We start from the raw sequence: 17171 nt of genomic DNA on the forward strand, positions 1-17171 counted from the left end.
CTCCACAAATTTGGATAAAAATATAATCGGAGTCCACTTAATGATCCATTCAAAGATTATTGGTATTGGCGTAATCACGGGATTATGTAGTATGGCCGCTTTGGCTGAGCCAGCAGTGCAGCCAGGAGATACTTTAGAAAGTTTGTCTAAAGTAAAAGTAACCACAACCGTTAATGGCCAACCAGGCTCTATTAGCGATTTAGTCAATAGCGGACAAGTACAGCAAGTTTCTGCTGCACCAACAAATGCAGCGCCTACAGGTGCTCCTATTCCTGCGGACGTTCCACCAGCACCTCCAGCAGGCGGTGAAATGGCACCTCCTGCAGCACCAACTGATGCAGTGCCACCTGCACCGAACCAAGCGCCTCCAGCGCCACAAGATCCGAACACTCCACCGCCTCCGGCAGATCCAAGTCAGTCGGCAGACCCGATGGCAAAAGATGGTGCTTTACCAGCAGATGCACCTATGCAACAAGCTCAATAATCAGAGCCATAAAAAAACCAAGACTTATGTCTTGGTTTTTTTATTACATCAATTTTTATATTTCGATTTGACTACCTAACTCAACCACACGGTTGGTTGGAATCTGGTAGAAGTCACTCACCGGACTGGTATTACGCTGCATAGAGATAAACAGTTTTTCTCTCCATGGAGACATACCATCGCCCACCGAATGAACAATACGATCACGGGAAATAAAGAAGCTGATGTGCATCAAGTCATATTCAAGACCGAGCTGCTCATAGGCTTGCATCAGTGCTTTTGGTACATTCATTTCATCTTTAAAACCGTAGAAGATTTTAATACGGAAGAAATGTTCAGCTAAAGTTTCTGTCGTAATACGCTCTTCTGGCGCAACAAATGGTACATCTTCAATCACTACAGTGACCAAGATATTACGCTGATGCAGTACCTTGTTGTGCTTGATGTTATGCAGCATGGCATGTGGCACAACGTTCGGTGTACCTGTCATAAAGACTGCATCACCCGGCACCCAGTGCACGCTATTACCAATACTTTTCACAAACAAATCTAGAGCCAAAGTGTCATGTTCAAGCTTAGCAAAAGTAAGCTCACGACCACGTTTCCATGTCATTAAGATGGTCACAGCAATCGCACCAATGAGTAACGGCACCCAACCGCCAGACAAGATTTTAAGTGAAGTTGCACCGACCAATACCGACTCTAAAACAAAGAACGGAATAATCAGGAGCAGCACTTTTGGCAAGCTCCACTTCCAAGCCGAATAAATAAATACCGCAACCAAAATCGTGTCACAAAGCATCGTCAAGGTCACAGCTAAACCATACGCACTTGCCAAGTTCGAACTGCTTTTGAAGATCAAGATTAGGATAATAATTGCGATTAAAAGTAACCAGTTTAAGAAAGGAATATAAATCTGGCCTTCTTCAGATTCAGACGTATGTTTAATACTTAAACGTGGTAAATAACCCAATTGAATCGCTTGGCGTGCAAGAGAAAACACCCCAGAAATTACAGCTTGAGAGGCAATTACCGTTGCCATGGTCGCCATAATAATCATTGGGTAAAGTGCCCACTGCGGAACTAATAAATAGAACGGATTTTCAATTGCCGCTGGGTCTCTGAGCAATAATGCACCCTGTCCTGCGTAGTTTAAAACTAGGCACGGCAAAACCACAAAGAACCATGCCATACGAATTGGCACTGGTCCAAAATGCCCCATATCAGCATAAAGTGCTTCACCACCAGTCACTGTTAACACTACAGCACCCATCACAAAGAATGTCATGATTGGATGGTGATAGATAAACTGAATGGCCCAATGTGGACTGAACATGCCTAACACCACAGGAGTCTGAATGACGCTGTGAAGACCTAATAATCCTAAAGATAAGAACCATACCATCGTGATCGGGCCAAAAAACTTACCAACAAAGGCCGTACCGTGTTTTTGCACCAAAAACAAAGAGATGATAATGGTAATCGCAATTGGCATGATGAATGGGTCAAATACATCGGTGGCAATAGACAAGCCTTCAACGGCTGACAATACCGAAATAGCTGGGGTAATAATACCGTCACCAAAAAACAGCGATGCACCGATAAAACCAATTGCAATCATGTAGATTTTTTTGTTGTCGGCAATCTTGGCTTTACGTAAGTTCAATGCGAGTAAGGCCATGATCCCGCCTTCGCCGTTGTTGTCTGCACGCATGACAATGGCGACATACTTGATGCTGATGATCAGCATTAAGCACCAAAAAATAATAGATAAAATTCCTAATACGTTTTCAGGCTGAATTCCCAACCCATGCGCTGCATGGAAGGACTCTTTCAAGGCATAGAGCGGACTTGTTCCGATGTCTCCAAAGACCACTCCAAGAGCTGCCAAAGCCGTGGCAGGCAAGGTCGCTTTTTTGGCCGTATTTTGCATTGTGTAATTAAACCAATATGATTTTTAGCGCAATCTTATCACCTCTATTATTTTTTTTCTGTAATGCTCGTCTTAAATCTTGGCAGGACTCGTTTTTTTAGTTACTATCGCACGCCTTGGTGAGGTGTCCGAGTGGCTGAAGGAGCACGCCTGGAAAGTGTGTATACGTTTGCGCGTATCGAGGGTTCGAATCCCTCTCTCACCGCCAGAATTCAAAAAAGACCTAAATCGTTTTGATTTAGGTCTTTTTTATTTAACTTAAGTAAAATCAATTTAATCAACAATAAGTAACTTCGCACCATTCAAGCTAAAAGATTGGTGTGGCTCTGAATTGTCTCCGACTTGATAACTCATTCCCGAAGTTAAAGTAAATTTTCGCCCGTCTTTCAATCTGCTTCCTAGCTCGCCTTCTAGGCAAAATAATATATGCCCTTTTTCACACCAATGGTCTGCTAAGTAGTTTGCTGAGTACTCGACAAGCCTTACTCTTATTTTGTTCCCTTCTTCACCAAAATATTGGGTTTTCCAATAAGCTTTTCCAGTTTCACCGCTATATTCGGTGACTTCAATTTCTTCCCAGTTTGTAATTTGAAATGGAAAAGGCGCGATATTCATAGTTTTTCCAAAGACGTATTATTGTGTTTTCAACTTATAGACAAAATTGGTTTTTGCAAACTGTTTATTAAGATAATCATGAAAGTTACATCCATTAACAGCCAAATTATTTAAATATAAAACAGCTAATTTCATTATAAAATACTATCAAACAATACTCTAAAATTCCTTTTCCATATATAAAACCATTAATTAAACTTATTATTAGAAAAAGATATTTAAATTATTTCTTGTAATTAATACATTTATTTTGAAAGCAGATCACAGATCCGCTCTTTCAAATAATTTATTTTATAAATTGCTATATGAAGTAAAACCTACTGCTTCTGCCCCACTATTTTTATTTTTTAAATTTAGCTCTTTACAAACAATAGCATAGATCTTTCTATTAAATCCCCCTTTAAAATCCCACTCATCTGCTTCTTGTTTCATATGAACAATTCCTGAAATATGAGGATAGATCTCACCTAAATTATTGTCTGTTATATACTGAGATAATTCACTGCTATATTTGAAATTTTGATTGCGAGCCTCTTGTAACAGAGCAAGAAGCTCTTCTGCTTCAATAGATTTCAATTGATATTCAATAGCTAATCGAGATACTTCATTCATTTCTAATTCCTCTTAAAACATTAATATATTTTCGATAAAAAACTTTAATTTTTCATTTTACTTCAATATATTAAATTATCATATTCCCAGTAAAAACACACTAAAATGACTTTTTAATGTGTTCTTATGCTCTATTTTTATTAAATACTTTTTAATTAATATTCCACCCCCTAACTTACTCAGACAACGCGAATAACTTCTGAACGTACTCAATCGCATTATTTGCTACGTCTTGATGAGTCGGAACATCGTCATCTTCTGAAGGGTTAGTGTCTAAACCATAAAATGCATGAAGCGGTTGATAGTCCGCTTCAATATATAAAGCTGTTAGCTTAAATGGAGTAAAAATCTGCTCTAAAGAAAGCTTGTATTCACCATACTCTGAATAAACCTTTTCTTTCACACCAGCAGAGACAGCCAACATAAATTTCTTATTTTTAAGCTTATCGCCTGTTGAACCATAGGCCCAACCATAGGTCAAAACTTCATCAAGCCATTGTTTCAGAAGCGGCGGGCAGTTAAACCAATACACTGGAAATTGAAAGACTAAATTTTCGTGTTCTTCTACCAATGCTTGCTCTTTGGCAACATCAATCACCCCGTCTGGGTAGGCTTGATAAATTTGGTGAACCGTAAATTGGTCTGGGTGTTTTTCTAATTCCTCTACCCATCTTTTATTTACAACAGACTGGTCTATGTGAGGATGGGTAACAATAACTAATGTCTTTTTCATTATGAAAACACTCTTATCGAAAAGTAGATAAATCGATTATAGAAGTGTGCTTTCCTAAATATAAGTACGGTAATTTGTGTTATATACTATACTAAAAGATAGCGTAGATTTTAAAAATGACTGAATGCGTTCCATCACATACGCCATTAGAAGAGACAGGTTTCGGCTACACCCTTTCTTTGATTAATGGCAAATATAAAATGATTATTATGTATTGGCTGTATGAAAAAAATGTCATGCGTTTTAATGAGATGCAACGCTGCATTGGCAATATTTCATTTAGAACACTCAGCAATACACTTAAAGAATTAGAAAGAGACGAGCTAATTACTCGCAAGGAATATCCTCAAATTCCGCCTAAGGTTGAGTACCGTCTTTCAGAAAGAGGACAGTCTTTAATTCCTTTGTTAGATATGATGTGCGATTGGGGCGAGCGGAATATGAATTCTTAGTTTTATAGACTGAAAGTGATACTAAATATGAGAAATGAATTAAGAGAAATTTTTGTTAAGGGATGCGACGATAAAATTGAAAAGAAGGGAGACAATGTCGGTCTATCTTTTTATGCTTTTTTTAAAAATAAGAATGATAACCCTGAGTTACTGATGGAAGCAGCGCATTGGTGGATTATGGAGCATAAGCTAGATCACTTTGAGAAAGCTGTGAAGATTAAAAAGTTGGTTTTGAGTGAGCGGTAATTAGAGTTATTCGAAAAGGCTTAAATTTAAGCCTTTTCATTATTTTAAACTTAAAATTAATTACTTAACATAAGGCCAAACATCAGGATCTATATATTCTTCATCGATATGATAACCCTCAGCCTTAGCTTTTCTTTCTTCCTTTTCCCGATATTTTTTATTTTCAATTAATCTCTTTTTAAACGCTTGCTCGAATTCACTAGGTGTCATTTTATCAGAGTCAGGAATTGAATCTCTTTCATTGTATCGAACACTCTGAAAGCTAAATCTAAGCATATATTGTTCTTCATTCCGCTCATTCTTAGCTGTTCTTTTTAAACTGATATCTAAAATAACCCCATTAGCATACAACCTATAACCCAATGATTTTGTCGGGCTGTTGTTTATTATATTTTTCCACTCCTCAAAGCTAAAAATATAACTCGGGTCAATGACATCACGACTTTTCGATAGATGTTTAATATTATCTTCTTTAGCGATACGCGGAGCATCTGTGAAGAAATAGTTTTTCCAACCAGCCCGATTAATACGTTTCATTAAAGCTACATAGCTTTGATAAAGCTGCTCTGGGGTAGCAAATTCTTCTTTTGTGAGGCCAGCATCAATATCTAAAACTTGGATCCCTTCATTTTTGTCATATTGAGTACCCAATACAGAGAAAACATGCTCAATTAACAAACTGTTTGAGCCATTCTCTATAGTTAATTTTCCTAAGTTAGGAGGAGAAAATTGAAGTTCTCTAAAGCTAACGCCAGCTGGATGATTATCGACATTTCCATCACTGTACTTTGAAAAATCTTGAATACCTTTTTCACCCATATGCAAAGTGTAGGGCGGTTGATTCAAAGTCAAATTTTCATCATGTTTTGCGGTTGGCTGACAAGCGGAAAGTAGTAATCCAAAAATAAAAATTAAGAAATATTGTCTAAATTTTACCGTCATTACTAACTTATCTACTTTGCTATTTCCCGTGTCTGCGATAATTTTTAATTCTTTTTCTAAGTTTTTTTACATTAAATTTAAATAATTTAGCTAACCCATAGATTAATTTTAATCTTGGACGATAAAGCTATATGTCTTGTCAATTTCAGCATCACCGCCTGCATAGAAATCAGCTCTTATATGGATGATATATTTTCCTTTATTCTTTGGAGTACCTTTGATTTGTATGACATTGTAGCCATCTAAATCATCAACAGGTTTAATAGTTACCCCTAAGCCCTCTGGAATGTTTGTTTCTAATTCAGCATATTTATCAATAACTTTTCCACCAGAAATCTTAATAATTTGTTGGTATTCTTGATTAATATGAGCAACAGGCAAGTCCTCGGGAGTAATGGTATATTTTTTCCCACAACCTGTAAGTATAAGAATAATTGAAAAAATAAATATTAACTTGTGTTTCATTACAAACTTTCCTTTCAAGGAGAAAGCAAAATACTTTTACTTCTGTTCCAAAGATAGAATATAACTTTTAGAAAACAATAAGCTTTGATTAGTTATCAAACATGATAGATAAACCAGAACAGTATATTATGTTAGTTTATAAAAATTGAAAGAATAAACATGTTTATAAATACTTTATCTAGTTTTCTTGAAAAATTAGCCTCAAAAGAAGAATTGGATGAATGGTATTTATCTACTTTCATTGATGAGAATATTTATTCGCTATTACCAGCAGAAGCTTTTGAATTTTCTTCATATGTTATAAAGCTTATTAAAAATGACGCTCAGCCAGACTATACCTATGAATTACTAATAATTTTATTAGCACTCCAACATCAGTCTGGCACAACTCAGGTGCCTGAAATTCTAAAAAATAGTCCTACTTTTTTTGATGAAATTATTAAAAAAAATCCTGAAATATATATTCTAAATTTAGCTCATGAGTTGGCTCAAAATTATCTAATAAAAATTAAGACAGTAAAATTTTGCTCTTAAAAATTCATAAATTAAAAAACGGGCTTGAACCCGTTTTATTTTAATCATCAAAGTTTGCCCAGACATCATAGATCATATGTTTATTATTAAATTCAAATAGTAAACAAACAAGCAGCCTATATTTATCAATTTTTAATGCTTCATTCACTGCATCTTCTACTGCATCATAGACCTTCGCTAGATCAGGAATTTTTACATACACTCTATTAATAACGGTTTCAGTCTCGTCAACTTTACCGACGAATTCATCCTTATCATACAAATGAATAACATAACCTAAAAATTCTGCTGTATTCGGCAACCCTAGACGAAGTTTGGCCTCGTCTATTGTAACCCTCTCCCCATCTAGTTTAGTTTGATACGCTTGTGCTATTCGCTCTTCTAAAGAACCTCTTTGTTTAGCCTGCCCCAATTTAAATTCCCCTATTAATGAATTGTAGATATAGCCCCTTCCACATATTTTGGAAAATGCTTTTGTAAATGCTCAACTCCATCCATAACTTTAGCTTTATACTGAAGTTTATCTTGAAAGAACTGTAGTTTAGCTTTGCACTCATCAAATACTTCAGCCCAAGTTTTAACTAAAATTTCATAATTATCTTTTTTTGAGACTATTCCATTTTCAATGTCTACATAACGAGAATCTAAGCTCATATTTCTATCTAAACTGATAGCAATAAAAGTCCATTTAGCTTTCGTCTTACTGAATCTTGAATCTAATCTTATAGCATCAGCATAATCTTGTATTTGAGCAATCTCATCACGTCCTATTTTGACATTAGGACGCTTTAGCTCAATAACTATATGGTGTGCAGTATTGGGCTTATTATTTCTTGTAGTCTTTGTAAGCATTAAATCTACTATTCCCCTTTCTTTAGTCGGATGTTCAACTGCTTCTAAAATATCAACATCTTCACTTAAAAACTTCGAATGTTGTTTTAGACATTCAGTAAGGGATTGGTCATCTACAGACAAAGAAAACTCTTCACCAAAAACCCAACAGTTTTCAGCAAGCATTCGATGTAATTGTGTTCTTTCTTTTAAATTTTTCTTCCCTTCCTTGGTATTAATAACAGTTTCTAATCCATTAATAAATTTCAATCTATCAGTTACAATTTTGGAGGCACTTATAATTGATGAAAGAGATATATCTTTTAATAACTCAGCTAAATCATTTTGCTCCTCTGCTCTAAGATTAAGTACTTCATTAATAATAATCTGTAAACTTCTAGGATTTGTTTCTAGAGCTTGCTTTAATAATTTAAATTGAAACTTGCGATTTTCTTTACTTGTTTTTTCAAATTTATCAATATTATGTGATACTGTTGAAGCTACAATATCAAATACCTGACGCTCAACTCTTTCAACAATATCTATTGCGTCAGAAACATATGGATAAATATCTTCTTTCTTCCACTGCTCAACTAATGTTGCAGCTTTTTCAGCTTCTTGAGTTCTAAAATAGTTTTTTATTACATCACGAGCTAAACTCAAATTCTTTTGAATTGATCCGTTTAATTGAGCTAAATCTAATCCATGATTATTTACCATTTCAGTAATAGCTTCACTTTCAAGATATGCTGTATATTTTTTATTTGGATAACTCCAACCCATATCTATTATTAAATAAGGAATACCATGATTACAACATAAGTAAGTAGATGGTTTTTGTTTAGAAGACACCCACTCTGTTAATCTCAACTTACATGGGTAATCTTTTAATTCATAATTTATTAAATCTAAATTAAAGGATGTAACAGATCCTATTATCTTATTCGGATCTAATTTCTCCCCATCAATTTCTAAACTAATATTCTTATAGTCATATAAATAGCTTGCAAAAGTTTCTAATATTTTAGTCTTTGAAGCTTCGTTTAACTTCTTTATCTGCTTGGGTATATCAAATGCTTCTAAAATAATTCCAGTTTTTCTACTAAATTCATTTCTTATCGGATCTGAAATTTTCACATCAGAAGGATTATTTAAATGCATTTCGACATTATAAGTAAAAAAATCCTGTGTATTTTCATCTTTATAAGTAATAGTCCAAGTTATGGTAGCACCTAATGAAAATGCTTTTAAGCGTCCCTTACCCTCTTTTCCATGTAAAAAACGGCCATATACATCACTTTTCAACTTATTCTTTTTTCTAGAACCTCCCAAATTTTTGAAGATATTCATAGCTTCAGAAAATGGAATTCCAACCCCATCATCAATGATTTTTATAGAATTTAATGAATCTAATTTATTATCTTCAAAAACTACTCTAACATTTAAAGCATCAGCATCCAAAGAGTTCCATATTAACTCAATTAGTGCATCTACAAGACTCGTTTTCCCAAGTTTACTAATAAGATCATTTTGTATTGTTAATTGTACTGAATGAGCATATTTCATAAAATTTCATAATTAAATATAGTTTGTATTTGATTATAATTTATTATCATTCAAGATGCTTCATTATAATCATAAAAAAGTTTGACACAGCACTTTAGTGAAAAAGAGATTGTAGATTTAACGGCGAGTATTTCTTTAATGGGGGCATTAAATAGACTAAGAATTACCTTAGGCGATTAAGCCCCATACAAATTTTTAAGTTTAAAAAAGGTCTAAAGCTAGGCCTTTCCCCCCTCAAACCCTCTCTAAAAAATACTCAAGCAAAGCATCTCTTTCCCTTTCTTCATCTGAACTTAACAGCCCAAGAATTGTGCCATCAATCATAAATACAAAAATCTCCGCTTCTGAATAGGAAACTGTTTTTTTGGTTTCCATGAGCAAACAGAAAATTTCATTTTTAAGCCAGCGCCTATATCTGAGTGCGGTTTGGTACGCATTTGGATAAAGCTTTTTAATTTCAAAAATCGCCTTAAACAACAGGTAATACGCGCTTTTTAAGTCAGCATGTAAAAGATAAATTTGCCTGAGTTGATCGGACAAATCTGCATTTTGGTAAAACTCACTCACCACACTCACTTTTGCTTGTAACTGCTCTTTTTGCGTGACCAAACACCTTTCAATAAATCTTTCTTTGGAGTGAAAGTAGTTGTAAAACGTACCTTTATTTATTTGAGATTCGGCAATAATTTGGTCTACCCCGACCTTATTAAAGCCATATTGTTTAAATAAATCTGTTGCCGTATCAATCACGTGTAATGCTCTACGTGAAGCGTCTAAATTTTTCATGTATACCGCTTAAAATAATTTTTTGTTGTAAATAAATGAGATAGAAGTGCCATCACTCTTAAATTGAGCACTAAATACAGGCGTGTAAAAGCAGCACAAAAATGGTGTGCTCGCCTATCTCGGGTTTTATTGTTGCTATGATTTTTTAGTCGTAATGACCTATGGCTTAAAACCTAGAGTCGGTTAAACCGTTTTAAAGACCAGTTAGGTATAGAGTCAAAGATTTTGGCGAAGGTTGCCAATGAGAGAGATGAAATAGTACGCATGAGCGAACTCCTTGGGTAATTAAGAAGCTTCGCCACATCACTGCTAAATGATTATGGTGGCGAAACGAAAAGGGGTTAGCAGACTGATTTACCCAAAAATCAGCACATCCGAAGATGTCCCCCTCCCGTTCCGCCGCAGAGAGGGACACGTAGGGATGCCCACAAAAAAGAGAGACTTTTTCGTGTGCTTTGGGTAAATACGGCCTGCTAAAACCGACTGGCAATGTGGCCAGCAGGCAAAGGATAATCCGCGAGTTTTGGAGTGTCAATGTAAGGTTGAATGGAAATTGGTTAAATAATTATTGTTGTTTATTCAATTAGATATTTAAGCTAAAAAGACCTTCAACTTAAATTTAACGATGTAATGATAATAAAAATGTAGGATAGTGAACTATGATTGAGTTCATCATCTGAATAGGTAATTAATAATGATAATAAAAGGACCTCCCACCAGTTCAGAAGAATATCAAATTATCTTTCAGTGGCTTGATGATCGGTCCAATTATTCTATTGGGGCGATGGCCTTTCTTGCTCAAACACAAGCTACCAATGCCGAGTGGCAACTCTTACGTTTGTATAACTCACAAAACGCCGAGCAACTACTAGGAGTCGCGGTCATCGTTGCTGGCGGTACCTGTTTTTGGGTTCCCTCAGAGGCATCATCTGGTTCATTACTCTGCAAATCTATTTTAGAGCTTCAACCGCGTCGGATTGTAACCACCGCCATCGGACAAGACTTATTACATGCGGAGATCAAACAAAAAGGGCGTATTTTACGAGAATATGATCAATGGATCATGGTTTGCTCACGCCAATTTTCTGAAGCTCAAGGCCGCTTAGCTGAACTTTCGGACATTGCGCGCCTTAATGAATATCAGCATCAATACAATAAAGAGCGCTCAGTAAATGAAACACCTGATTGGGCATCTCTAATTCAACAACAAAAAATTATTGTGCTTGAAGCAGATCAACAGATCATTTCGGTTGTGCGTTTAGGCATAGAAACAGATCGACTCGTTTCTATTGGCGGCACATATACCTTCCCTGCTTATCGCCGAAAAGGTTTTGCCGAACGCATCTTAAAATTTGCAGTGAATCGGATTGTTGCAACTGGACGAGTTGCCCACTTAATTGTCGACGTTGATAACACTCCAGCGGTTACCCTTTATCGGCAAATGGGCTTCGAATGTGTAGAGTCTTCTTACATTGCCTACCCAGAGTATTTATAAAAATCATTCATTTTCAAAACTGTTTAAATGACCCGATTGATCGAGCTATAAATAAAAGCTACAGTAAATAAAGTTTGAATTTTATAACTTTAATTAAATTGATAACGCATGCAGGCAAAGACATGGAAACCATACATGATTTTTATCGCCGCTTTTCTTTAACCAGAGATAGCGATTACTCGGTTCCATCAACCTCGTTTGGACATTTTAACGTGTTCCAACGCGATGCCTGCTCGTTTCTCACGCCTTATAGCCGCCGCGATTATTATAAAATTTCACTGGTTTTAGGCACAGGCGAACTTCACTACGCTAATCGCTGGATACGAGTAGACCGCCCTGCTTTACTGTTTTCAAACCCAATGGTTCCTTACGCATGGGAAATTAATTCGCCCGAACAAGCAGGCTGGTTTTGTCTATTTACCGAAGAGTTTGTAAATCAAGAATCTAGACAAAGCTTTTTAAAAGACTCACCGCTATTTAAAGCCGATGGCGACCCGCTGTATTTTTTAAATGACCAACAAGTTGAAGAAATTTCGTTTATTTTCAAAAAGATGATGAATGATATAAATTCAGACTATATTCATAAATACAACGTTTTAAGAAACTATTTGCACCTACTTGTGCATGAAGCCATGAAAATGCAACCGACCCAACAGTTTGAAAAACATAGTAATGCTGCGGTTCGGATTTGCCATTTATTCTTTGAATTATTAGAGCGCCAGTTCCCGATCGACTCGCCACATTTTCAGCTTAAACTCAAAACTGCAAATGACTATGCCTATGGTCTGTCGGTACATGTGAACCATTTAAACCGAGCTGTAAAAGAAGCTACAGGTAAAACCACCTCTGACCATATTAGCTCGCGCATTACGCAAGAAGCCAAAGCGCTGCTACAACATACCAGTTGGAATATTTCCGAAATTGCCTATAGCTTAGGTTTTGAATATTCAGCATATTTCACCAACTTCTTTAAGAAAAATACAGGATTTTCACCTAAAAAGTTCCGTGAAGATTGTGTGGCCTAAAAACATATTGTTTGAATTTTATAATTATTGGTTTGAATGTTATACGTCAGTTTGAGCCAAAGCATTTTATAGTTTTTCTACTCAAGTGATTTTGCAAAAAAGAGTGTGAAAAATGAAATATAGAACTTTAGGACAAACAGGCGAAAAAGTATCAGCACTTGGTTTAGGTTGCATGGGAATGAGCTTTGCCTATGGTGCCTCAGACGACACACAAAGCATTGCCACTCTAGAAAAGGCATTAGACCTCGGCATTAACTTTTGGGACACTGCCGACATGTACGGCAACGGCGCAAACGAAGTTTTGCTCTCAAAAGTTTTAGAGAAAAACCGCGACAAAGTGTTCTTGGCGACCAAATTTGGCTTCCGTTATAAAGAAGACAACCTTAACCCGCAAAACTCTTTAGAGTCTTATATCGACGGCTCACCTGAGTGGATTAAAGTTGCGGTCGAAAATAGCTTAAAACGCTTAAATACAGACGTAATTGATTTGTATTATGCGCATCGCATTGATCCAAACATTCCAGTTGAAGACACCATTGGTGCAATGGCTGACTTGGTGCAACAAGGTAAAGTTCGTTATCTAGGACTTAGTGAAGCGTCGGCGGAAACTATTCGTAAAGCGCATGCAATTCACCCAATTGCAGCAGTTCAACACGAATATTCATTGCTTACTCGTGAGCTGGAAGATACGCACTTTCAAACCATTCGTGAGTTAGGGATTAGCCTTGTGCCGTATTCACCGCTGTCGCGTGGTTTAATCACCAATACGCTTGATGTGGGTAGCCTAGATGAAAACGATTTCCGTCGTCAGTTGCCACGCTACCAAGGCGATAACTGGAAAAATAACCAAAGCTTGGCACAAGCATTTAGTGACTTTGCCCAAAGCAAAAATGCGACAGCGGCTCAACTGGCTTTGGCTTGGATTTTGGCGCAAGGTGACGACATTATTCCAATTCCGGGTACGCGTAAAATCGAACGCCTTGTAGAAAATGCGGGTGCAGTAGACCTTCATTTAACAGCAGCAGATTTGGCAGAAATTCAAGCGATTATCGCGAGATACCCAAACATGGGCGCGCGCTATAACGCTCAGCAACTTGCTGCGGTCAACCACTAATATATAAGCCATAAAAAAAGTCCGACTCAGTGTCGGACTTTTTTAGTTTAGTCTTTGCTATATGTGCCTTGTTGGCGTCCACCGTCCCAGATCGCGTCTAAAGATTTATCTGAAATCGTTAGGCTTTCAGGGAAAATACTTAAACCCTTTTTAAATTTAGCTTCTGGCTTTAAACCAATACAGTCACCGTTTTTCCACCATGAGCCTTCGGCATATTGGTCTAACGCACCCACAGCAAGCATCCATTTAAACTTGCCATCTGGTTGAAGTAAAAGTTCCGAACCGACTTCCATCACGCCATTTAAATAATAGTGCCCACTCCACACCTCATCGGCTTTTTGGAATTTTACTTCTTTGCATGTGCTAGTTGGCTCTGCATAAATGTGAGCAGAAAAAATAACCGTTGAAAGAAGTATTAGAGGTGCAAATATATTTTTCATTATTGTGTTCCTATCGTTTTTATTTTCCAGACTCAACTTTTAAATAAGTTCCGTCTGCATATACGTTATGCCCAAAGCCACAGCCCGAGTTGCCTTCATTTTGTTTGACCTGAATATAATTTCCTAATTTCGCGTTAGATTTAAAATCGAGCTGAATACGGCAGTCTTCATTTTTATAGACCGTTTGCTTTTTATTGCTCGGCATTTTGGTGTCAAACTCACCCATGTTTGGGCCATAAATTAAGCTTCTAAGTCCCATATATAAACCGGCATAGCTGATTGCATATTGGCCCTGCTTACGACTTACCGTGATGTGATCCCACTCACCAAAACCTGAGTAACGTACATATTCACCTGACAAATCATTTGATGCTTTAGGTTGGGGTAACTGTTTAAGATTAAATTGGCTCGATTTTGATTTTTCATCAAGCATAAACCATGATCTTGCCCAAAGTGGCTGACCCAATTTGGCGTAGGCTAAGCCCACGTTATTGTTGGCAACTTCAATATCACGGTCAGTAAATTTAACTGTGTTTTCATCTTCATTGGCTTTACAAAAAGCAGTCCAAGAGGCTTGGTTTTGGAAGTTTTCGAGCGCTTTTTTATATTGTTTTTGGTCGTAGAATTTCTTACCTAAACTCGCGTATTGCTTCACTTTATTACAGCTTTGTTGTAGCTCTTGTTCATAAGAAAACTCTGCATGCGTGACCGCCAAAGCTGAAAGTGTAAGAACCGCGCAGCCTGTAATAATTGATTTAATCATTTTTAAAATTCTTTAATAATTAACTAATTATATAATATGAGCTGGCGCTCTAAATCACAATTATTTGAAACAAAAGTCTATAGAATGCCTTTAGTCTTGAGTAAGAATTTATTAAATCAATTCAAAATAAATCATTGAAAATATTAAGCGTTAATTGGTTATTTTTGTTGAATATTCATCCAAAAAATATTGTAGACTGCATGCGTAAAACTTAGGAAGAATTATAAGAGTGAATAATCTAATTATTGGAAGCATATTTGCGCTTTGTGCAGCTGCACTCAATGCCTCTATTGGTGTAATTAGTAAATTACTCATGCACAGTGGTTTAAACCCGCAAGACATTGCCTTTTTAAAAACCATTATCGCCTTTTTCTTTTTAAGTGTTTTTTTATTTAAAGTGCCTGTTAGCCAAAAGATTGCTTTTATTAGTAGCACGCCAAGTAAACTCAGCGTTTTTACTCAAATTGCCATATGTGCTTTTTTAGGGATTTTCTCTTTATTCTTTTTTGAGACCATTGCCTATAACCATGGTGCTGCGGCTAATGTTGTGGTGGTACTCATGGCTTCGGCTGCCATCTCTGCCCTATTTTTTGGTCGATTCATTTTAAAAGAAAGCATCTACATTCATTCGCTTATTGGAACATTATTGGCTGTTGCGGGGATTAGTATCATTTCATGGAAAGGTGAAAATAGCCTTTTAATGCTGATCAATGCTTCTATTGCCGGTACAGGTTATGGCCTATTTTCGGTTTTAGTGAAAAAGTTCAAATTAAACGGCGGGCTGTTTCTGACTAAATATTTATTGCTGTTTGGTAGCGTTTATCTTGCGGTTCCGTTTTTAATTAATTTTCACAGCATTAATTTTAATAATGACATTGTTTTAGGTTTGATTGGTTTAGCTGTTCTGCCAACCATACTCGGCTTTTTCTGTACCACTAAAGCATTGTCTTATATGAGTGCAGCCAAAGTACAAGTGACTGAGCTTTCAGAACCGATTTTTGCAGCACTTATGGCTTGGGGTTTCATTCACGAACAGCCGACTTTATCGTTTTTATATGGCGCGATTTTTATTATTTCAGGCATTTTTTTAATGAACAGAGCGCCGAAATCAAACTAGCTGATTTCATTTATTTCGTTGGCGTGGTGACAAGCCACTTGCACCACACTGGCAAAATTAATTGCCATTTGCGAAGGGGCATGTTTCTTATAAGCAAGCCCTAAACCCACCGTAGGGACAGGCGCTTTCAAAGAGCGATAAGCCACGCCTTGTATTTGCAATTGTTTGGTCGACTCTGGCACCAAAGACACACCTAAGTTTGCAGACACCAACGATAAAATCGACACAATTTGCGGGGCATTTTGTCCAATTTTCGGTTCAAAGCCACGCTCATGGCAGGCTTGTTTAATCGCATCAAAAAGCCCTGCACTAATGGAAGGTGGCGAGACAATAAAATCAAGCTCTCGCAGTGCCGTTAAATCAATTTCTGGTGATGCATCGTCGAGTTGAAAAGACTCTGAAGGTAAAGCCGCAATGAGTGGTTCTGCTAATAATTCTTGAAGAATGAGGCTGTCCGGCATATTACGTGGCGAACGAATAATCGCGACATCTAAACGGTCTTCAAGCAATAAATCGATGAGAAGTAAGGTGTTGGCTTCTTCAAGCTTTAAATCCACTTTAGGATATTGCTGCTGAAAATAGCGAACGCATTTAGGAATGAGAGGGTTCAACATTGAAGTGCCTGTAAAGCCTAATCGCAATTGGCCCACTTCGCCATTTGCCACTTGTTTAACTAAGCTTGCTGCATCTTCTACACGCTGCTGTACGGGCTGAATGGCATTTAAAAAGGCAAGCCCTGCTTCGGTCAGTTCTACCCCATGAGGTGATCGAATAAATAAATCTGCACCCAGCTCTTCTTCTAAGTCTCGTATTTGCATGCTTAAAGGCGGCTGGCTCATGTTTAAGCGTTGCGCAGCTTTGGTAAAGTTTTTTTCTTCTGCTACCGCTAAAAAGTAGCGTATATGTCTTAGTTCCATCGCTATATATAAAACATATCATGACCCATTGTTAAATATATTAGAAAAATACCATTCAAATTGCTAATTTTAATTTATCGAATTTTCTCGATGCAGCACGC

20 protein-coding genes, 1 tRNA gene and 1 pseudogene are annotated in these 17171 nt (G+C 36.8%); 10 read left to right on the forward strand and 12 right to left on the reverse strand.

The genetic code is table 11. The annotated features are described in order from the left end of the window. The first annotated feature begins 40 nt into the window (after window positions 1-40). Window positions 41-484 carry a hypothetical protein gene (locus tag J580_RS16270; protein ID WP_005066985.1) on the forward strand — a complete coding sequence of 148 codons (444 nt, stop codon included), beginning with the start codon at window positions 41-43 and terminating at the stop codon, window positions 482-484. A gap of 55 nt (window positions 485-539) precedes the next feature. On the opposite strand, the gene J580_RS16275 is transcribed toward J580_RS16270, so the two are convergent. Beyond that, the gene (locus tag J580_RS16275; RefSeq protein ID WP_002117080.1) at window positions 540-2417 is read right to left on the reverse strand and encodes a potassium transporter Kup; all 1878 of its coding nucleotides are present in this window, start codon (window positions 2415-2417) and stop codon (window positions 540-542) included. A gap of 118 nt (window positions 2418-2535) precedes the next feature. Here J580_RS16275 and J580_RS16280 point away from each other — a divergent pair. Then, window positions 2536-2625, forward strand: a tRNA-Ser gene (locus J580_RS16280). 65 nt (window positions 2626-2690) lie between these two features. Here the strand turns inward: J580_RS16280 and J580_RS16285 are convergent. The 3 genes from J580_RS16285 to J580_RS16295 all read right to left on the reverse strand — a co-directional run bounded on the left by J580_RS16285 (window position 2691) and on the right by J580_RS16295 (window position 4377). Further along, window positions 2691-3032 carry a DHCW motif cupin fold protein gene (locus tag J580_RS16285; RefSeq protein WP_032004932.1) on the reverse strand — a complete coding sequence of 114 codons (342 nt, stop codon included), beginning with the start codon at window positions 3030-3032 and terminating at the stop codon, window positions 2691-2693. A gap of 291 nt (window positions 3033-3323) precedes the next feature. Continuing rightward, complete coding sequence (locus tag J580_RS16290; RefSeq protein ID WP_032004933.1) at window positions 3324-3644, reverse strand: hypothetical protein; 321 nt, start codon at window positions 3642-3644, stop codon at window positions 3324-3326. Window positions 3645-3819: 175 nt separating this feature from the next. Beyond that, window positions 3820-4377, reverse strand: coding sequence for an NAD(P)H-dependent oxidoreductase (locus J580_RS16295; protein WP_032004934.1), 558 nt, complete (start codon window positions 4375-4377; stop codon window positions 3820-3822). A 116-nt stretch (window positions 4378-4493) separates the two neighbouring features. On the opposite strand from J580_RS16295, the gene J580_RS0104360 reads away from it, so the two are divergent. Both J580_RS0104360 and J580_RS16300 read left to right on the forward strand, forming a co-directional pair. Continuing rightward, window positions 4494-4829 carry a winged helix-turn-helix transcriptional regulator gene (locus tag J580_RS0104360; RefSeq protein WP_016803011.1) on the forward strand — a complete coding sequence of 112 codons (336 nt, stop codon included), beginning with the start codon at window positions 4494-4496 and terminating at the stop codon, window positions 4827-4829. A 27-nt stretch (window positions 4830-4856) separates the two neighbouring features. After that, window positions 4857-5075: a DUF6500 family protein gene (locus J580_RS16300; RefSeq protein WP_032004936.1), complete on the forward strand. Its 219-nt coding sequence runs from the start codon at window positions 4857-4859 to the stop codon at window positions 5073-5075. 60 nt (window positions 5076-5135) lie between these two features. Here J580_RS16300 and J580_RS16305 read toward each other — a convergent pair whose 3' ends face one another. Both J580_RS16305 and J580_RS16310 read right to left on the reverse strand, forming a co-directional pair. Further along, window positions 5136-6017 (reverse strand): hypothetical protein, encoded by an 882-nt coding sequence (locus tag J580_RS16305; protein WP_032004937.1) that lies wholly within the window; start codon window positions 6015-6017, stop codon window positions 5136-5138. A gap of 108 nt (window positions 6018-6125) precedes the next feature. Further along, complete coding sequence (locus tag J580_RS16310) at window positions 6126-6482, reverse strand: hypothetical protein (RefSeq protein ID WP_032004938.1); 357 nt, start codon at window positions 6480-6482, stop codon at window positions 6126-6128. 159 nt (window positions 6483-6641) lie between these two features. Here J580_RS16310 and J580_RS16315 point away from each other — a divergent pair, with 159 nt between their 5' ends. Beyond that, window positions 6642-7016, forward strand: a complete 375-nt coding sequence (locus J580_RS16315; protein ID WP_032004939.1) for a hypothetical protein — start codon at window positions 6642-6644, stop codon at window positions 7014-7016. Between the two features lie 40 nt (window positions 7017-7056). Here J580_RS16315 and J580_RS16320 read toward each other — a convergent pair whose 3' ends face one another. Continuing rightward, window positions 7057-7428, reverse strand: a complete 372-nt coding sequence (locus tag J580_RS16320) for a hypothetical protein (RefSeq protein WP_032004941.1) — start codon at window positions 7426-7428, stop codon at window positions 7057-7059. Window positions 7429-7442: 14 nt separating this feature from the next. Then, window positions 7443-9413: an ATP-binding protein gene (locus tag J580_RS16325; RefSeq protein WP_032004942.1), complete on the reverse strand. Its 1971-nt coding sequence runs from the start codon at window positions 9411-9413 to the stop codon at window positions 7443-7445. An 81-nt stretch (window positions 9414-9494) separates the two neighbouring features. Here J580_RS16325 and J580_RS23855 point away from each other — a divergent pair. Next, window positions 9495-9593: pseudogene (locus tag J580_RS23855) on the forward strand (carboxymuconolactone decarboxylase family protein); the annotation flags it as partial. Between the two features lie 54 nt (window positions 9594-9647). Here the strand turns inward: J580_RS23855 and J580_RS16330 are convergent. Next, the gene (locus J580_RS16330) at window positions 9648-10199 is read right to left on the reverse strand and encodes a TetR/AcrR family transcriptional regulator (protein WP_032004943.1); all 552 of its coding nucleotides are present in this window, start codon (window positions 10197-10199) and stop codon (window positions 9648-9650) included. Between the two features lie 694 nt (window positions 10200-10893). Here J580_RS16330 and J580_RS16335 point away from each other — a divergent pair. The 3 genes from J580_RS16335 to J580_RS16345 all read left to right on the forward strand — a co-directional run bounded on the left by J580_RS16335 (window position 10894) and on the right by J580_RS16345 (window position 13833). Continuing rightward, a complete protein-coding gene (locus J580_RS16335) occupies window positions 10894-11694 on the forward strand; it encodes a GNAT family N-acetyltransferase (RefSeq protein ID WP_032004945.1) in 801 nt (266 codons plus the stop codon). A 122-nt stretch (window positions 11695-11816) separates the two neighbouring features. Beyond that, window positions 11817-12719, forward strand: a complete 903-nt coding sequence (locus tag J580_RS16340) for a helix-turn-helix domain-containing protein (RefSeq protein WP_032004947.1) — start codon at window positions 11817-11819, stop codon at window positions 12717-12719. Between the two features lie 112 nt (window positions 12720-12831). Continuing rightward, on the forward strand, window positions 12832-13833 hold the full coding sequence (locus J580_RS16345; RefSeq protein ID WP_032004948.1) for an aldo/keto reductase: 1002 nt from the start codon (window positions 12832-12834) through the stop codon (window positions 13831-13833). A 47-nt stretch (window positions 13834-13880) separates the two neighbouring features. Here the strand turns inward: J580_RS16345 and J580_RS16350 are convergent, their stop codons facing one another. After that, a complete protein-coding gene (locus J580_RS16350) occupies window positions 13881-14273 on the reverse strand; it encodes a hypothetical protein (protein ID WP_032004949.1) in 393 nt (130 codons plus the stop codon). Between the two features lie 19 nt (window positions 14274-14292). Next, complete coding sequence (locus J580_RS16355; RefSeq protein ID WP_032004951.1) at window positions 14293-15036, reverse strand: hypothetical protein; 744 nt, start codon at window positions 15034-15036, stop codon at window positions 14293-14295. 229 nt (window positions 15037-15265) lie between these two features. Here J580_RS16355 and J580_RS16360 point away from each other — a divergent pair, with 229 nt between their 5' ends. After that, entirely contained in the window at window positions 15266-16153 is an 888-nt protein-coding gene (locus tag J580_RS16360; protein WP_032004952.1) for a DMT family transporter, read from the forward strand. Here J580_RS16360 and sxtR read toward each other — a convergent pair. After that, window positions 16150-17070 carry a multidrug efflux pump transcriptional activator SxtR gene (gene sxtR / locus J580_RS16365; protein ID WP_032004954.1) on the reverse strand — a complete coding sequence of 307 codons (921 nt, stop codon included), beginning with the start codon at window positions 17068-17070 and terminating at the stop codon, window positions 16150-16152. The genes J580_RS16360 and sxtR overlap by 4 nt on opposite strands. Window positions 17071-17171 lie beyond the last annotated feature (101 nt).

This window comes from Acinetobacter sp. 1542444 (assembly GCF_000581835.1).
GTDB classification, from domain to species: domain Bacteria; phylum Pseudomonadota; class Gammaproteobacteria; order Pseudomonadales; family Moraxellaceae; genus Acinetobacter; species Acinetobacter pittii.

Bases quoted from the DNA above. Each gene is read 5' to 3' on its own strand.
- J580_RS16270 (WP_005066985.1), top strand. From the start codon at position 41: ATGATCCATTCAAAGATTATTGGTATTGGCGTAATCACGGGATTATGT.
- J580_RS16275 (WP_002117080.1), bottom strand. From the start codon at position 2,417: ATGCAAAATACGGCCAAAAAAGCGACCTTGCCTGCCACGGCTTTGGCA.
- J580_RS16285 (WP_032004932.1), bottom strand. From the start codon at position 3,032: ATGAATATCGCGCCTTTTCCATTTCAAATTACAAACTGGGAAGAAATT.
- J580_RS16290 (WP_032004933.1), bottom strand. From the start codon at position 3,644: ATGAATGAAGTATCTCGATTAGCTATTGAATATCAATTGAAATCTATT.
- J580_RS16295 (WP_032004934.1), bottom strand. From the start codon at position 4,377: ATGAAAAAGACATTAGTTATTGTTACCCATCCTCACATAGACCAGTCT.
- J580_RS0104360 (WP_016803011.1), top strand. From the start codon at position 4,494: ATGACTGAATGCGTTCCATCACATACGCCATTAGAAGAGACAGGTTTC.
- J580_RS16300 (WP_032004936.1), top strand. From the start codon at position 4,857: ATGAGAAATGAATTAAGAGAAATTTTTGTTAAGGGATGCGACGATAAA.
- J580_RS16305 (WP_032004937.1), bottom strand. From the start codon at position 6,017: ATGACGGTAAAATTTAGACAATATTTCTTAATTTTTATTTTTGGATTA.
- J580_RS16310 (WP_032004938.1), bottom strand. From the start codon at position 6,482: ATGAAACACAAGTTAATATTTATTTTTTCAATTATTCTTATACTTACA.
- J580_RS16315 (WP_032004939.1), top strand. From the start codon at position 6,642: ATGTTTATAAATACTTTATCTAGTTTTCTTGAAAAATTAGCCTCAAAA.
- J580_RS16325 (WP_032004942.1), bottom strand. From the start codon at position 9,413: ATGAAATATGCTCATTCAGTACAATTAACAATACAAAATGATCTTATT.
- J580_RS16330 (WP_032004943.1), bottom strand. From the start codon at position 10,199: ATGAAAAATTTAGACGCTTCACGTAGAGCATTACACGTGATTGATACG.
- J580_RS16335 (WP_032004945.1), top strand. From the start codon at position 10,894: ATGATAATAAAAGGACCTCCCACCAGTTCAGAAGAATATCAAATTATC.
- J580_RS16340 (WP_032004947.1), top strand. From the start codon at position 11,817: ATGGAAACCATACATGATTTTTATCGCCGCTTTTCTTTAACCAGAGAT.
- J580_RS16345 (WP_032004948.1), top strand. From the start codon at position 12,832: ATGAAATATAGAACTTTAGGACAAACAGGCGAAAAAGTATCAGCACTT.
- J580_RS16350 (WP_032004949.1), bottom strand. From the start codon at position 14,273: ATGAAAAATATATTTGCACCTCTAATACTTCTTTCAACGGTTATTTTT.
- J580_RS16355 (WP_032004951.1), bottom strand. From the start codon at position 15,036: ATGATTAAATCAATTATTACAGGCTGCGCGGTTCTTACACTTTCAGCT.
- sxtR (WP_032004954.1), bottom strand. From the start codon at position 17,070: ATGGAACTAAGACATATACGCTACTTTTTAGCGGTAGCAGAAGAAAAA.